1 protein-coding gene is annotated in these 2,833 nt (G+C 38.0%); it reads left to right on the top strand.

Going from position 1 to position 2,833, the window contains the following annotated elements:
* Nucleotides 1-200 precede the first annotated feature (200 nt).
* Nucleotides 201-1,649, top strand: a complete 1,449-nt coding sequence (locus K8S13_RS04000; RefSeq protein ID WP_291460633.1) for a transposase — start codon at nucleotides 201-203, stop codon at nucleotides 1,647-1,649.
* The last annotated feature ends 1,184 nt before the right edge of the window (nucleotides 1,650-2,833 follow it).

Raw genomic sequence — 2,833 nt, 5'->3', positions numbered from 1 at the left:
TCCGGTGTCAATGGCTTGCCGCGGCGTGAAATCATAACCTATCCTTATATAGTGGTTGAAATTATGGATAGATTATCATGTAATATCTGTCTTAGTCAAGTATCAATTCATATGCGATTGACTATAAATAGGTATATTTAGTGATATTTTAAAAGATCAATCTGCAATGAAGCAGTTGAAAAGTTACAGGGAGCTTCACTATGAAAAAACGTAACGTTTTTCAAAATCAAAGTCAAGAAATCCTGTCTTTGTTCGAGATGGCAAAAGACAGATCCAAAGTGATGTGTATTCCAATTGACTATGCGAAAAAAGATCATCTGGCCATGCTTTGTGATGGAAATGGGAGGATTATTCGGAAACCATTTTCGGTAAAAAATTCACCGGAAGGTAAGAATTATTTGATTGATCAAGTAAAAAAATCCTGCCATCATCATGGAATTAGCCTACAGCATATTGTTTTTGGAGGTGAAGATTGCGGGTCTTATACTGACAATTTTATATCTACATTACGTTCGGAAAATTGGCTGGTGGCAGGGGTAAATGCTCATGACGCAAAGACTCAACGTGAAAATGTGCAGGCAAGCACTGATCGTTTAGACTTATTGGGGATTTGTAAAATGATTCTCAGTTGCAGAGCTAACTGCTCTCCAGCTCAATCAGGAGATCATTTAGATTTGCGGACACTTGTGCGGCAAAGACGAAAAATGGTCAACATGACAACCGGAGTAAAAAATAAAATTCACACCTTTGTTGATCAGATTTTTCCTGGTTTTCTAAACGAAAAGAATAGCGGGATTTTACCATTTTCAAAATGCTCATTACTATTGATGGATGATCGATTCAGTGTGCATCAAATTCTTAGGCGCAAACGTTCGACATTAATTAAACTCCTTACTCGCTGTGCAATTCATCAACCAGATAATTGCGCTAAAAAACTTCAGCAGTATGCTGCCCAGGTTCTCAAACCACCAGAAAATCATCTTGCAACATTACAAATTTCATTGAAACAACAAGCTAAACTTTTTAATTGCCTGCAAGAAAGCACTGAGCAACTGGAGAAGGAAGTTGCTGAAAGTTTAGCCCAAACCCAGGGGGCTTTTCTAACCAGCATCCGAGGTATCGGAATCATTTTAGCCGCTGGTGTATGTGCTGAAATTGGTAACCCCAATAAACAGAAGTCTTTAAGTAATTTGGTTTCATATTCTGGTATCATTCCAAGGGTTAAACAAACCGGTGGAATCCAAGGAAAACCCCAAACTAAAAAAGTTGGAAAGCGTTGCAATCGTATCCTGAAGGACTATGTTGTTCAGTCAGCCTCCCACATAGGTTTACACGGACCAGAAAATTTGATGTTGGATTACAAGAGACGTGATACACAAGGGCAACATGCAGATTTTGGTATGGGCAGAAGATATCTGCGTATGGCAATGGGCCTGATGCGAACTTCTCAAACTTATCTACCAAAAAATTTGCGAGGTAAAAAGAGTAGCATGAAAGGACGAGGCCAATATTATTTAATAACCTGGCCAAAGCTTCGTGAAAAATGGAGGAATGTAAATGCATTGGATATTGCCTTTGATAAAGATATGCCTTTAGGCCAGTGGCGCAACATGATACAGGAGCTTTATGGAATAGAACTTAAGTTATAAAATACAAACAGGCTATATTTTAATTTTTTCAATTTAAGGTTTTTTCAATTTTGCGGACAGGATGGCTTTGATTCCACTGTCGCAATACTCCAGATGTAACGGATGTAATGACGGCTTCATATAGAATGTCTTACCATGTCCGCTCCAATATTAAACTTATGGCTCTAAGGTGCTTTGATCCTTAAGTAAATTTTAAGAGATCTTGTAAACCAGTATGTCAAAATTGGGCATAAGGGACATGGTGTTTCCACCGGTAACGCGGGATTTAAAAAACCTATGGTTTTAAAAATTAACTCAGCCCCATACATTTTTTAAAAAAACCGATAAGAATTGGAAGTGTGTAGTATTGCCTAAAAATAAATCACAAATAATGCTTGATTTCTTCCTGGTGCTCTATATGAGCCACAACCGCTGTTGAAAAATTTTTTCTTATATTAAACGAATTAATATATAAAAAACACGACCGCATCAGTTAAAAAGTCCATCAAGCCAGTTCTCGGGGAAAAGAGTTCAGGGCGCCAGGAAGTTGATCGATGAAACACCTCTTCTGAAAATTCAATGAAAAATCGGCAAAAGCGAACACGTTATTGGATTGGTATTGATCTGATTAAGGAGAGTCTAATCGGTTAAAACCCAGTACTGGTGGGGTAGTTCAAAGGAAAGTACTTGTTAGGGTAGAACACTATGAACAGGTATTTTCAGGTTTTTATTAAAGTAGTGCTTTATAAGAGGAAAACCCCCCAACCTGTGTTCTATAGTGTTCTACTGTTCACCCCCCTACCAGATCCAACACTGATAGTGGATGGTGCTATGGTGTTGGTTCTCGGATAGGATAGTTATAGTATGGTAGTATCCACTCTCCAAGTACCTTACCAGTGCCTCCACCTTCAGTACCACAACCCAGTATCCCTTCATTTCAACCCAGCACTTGTCCAATTAAAACATCAATTTTCAACAGGTCCCTGGTTGTTTCTGGTAATTGGATGGATAAATACTACTACCGGTTGAAAAAAGTGTTTCATCGATGAAACAACATTAAACTTTAATTGATGGCTTAACAACAATCCACTCTCTCGCCAAATTGACGTAACAAAATCATAATTGACCTTTGAATGGTTTTAGACGATTATCTACTTGATATTTCTACAAAAAATAGAACTGGAGGTCGTTATGAACCCTGACTT

This window comes from Desulfobacula sp., from assembly GCF_021107415.1.
Note: the sequence above shows the minus strand (reverse complement) of the source record. Positions and strands in the feature narration are given on the sequence as shown.

Bases quoted from the DNA above. Each gene is read 5' to 3' on its own strand.
- K8S13_RS04000 (WP_291460633.1), top strand. From the start codon at position 201: ATGAAAAAACGTAACGTTTTTCAAAATCAAAGTCAAGAAATCCTGTCT.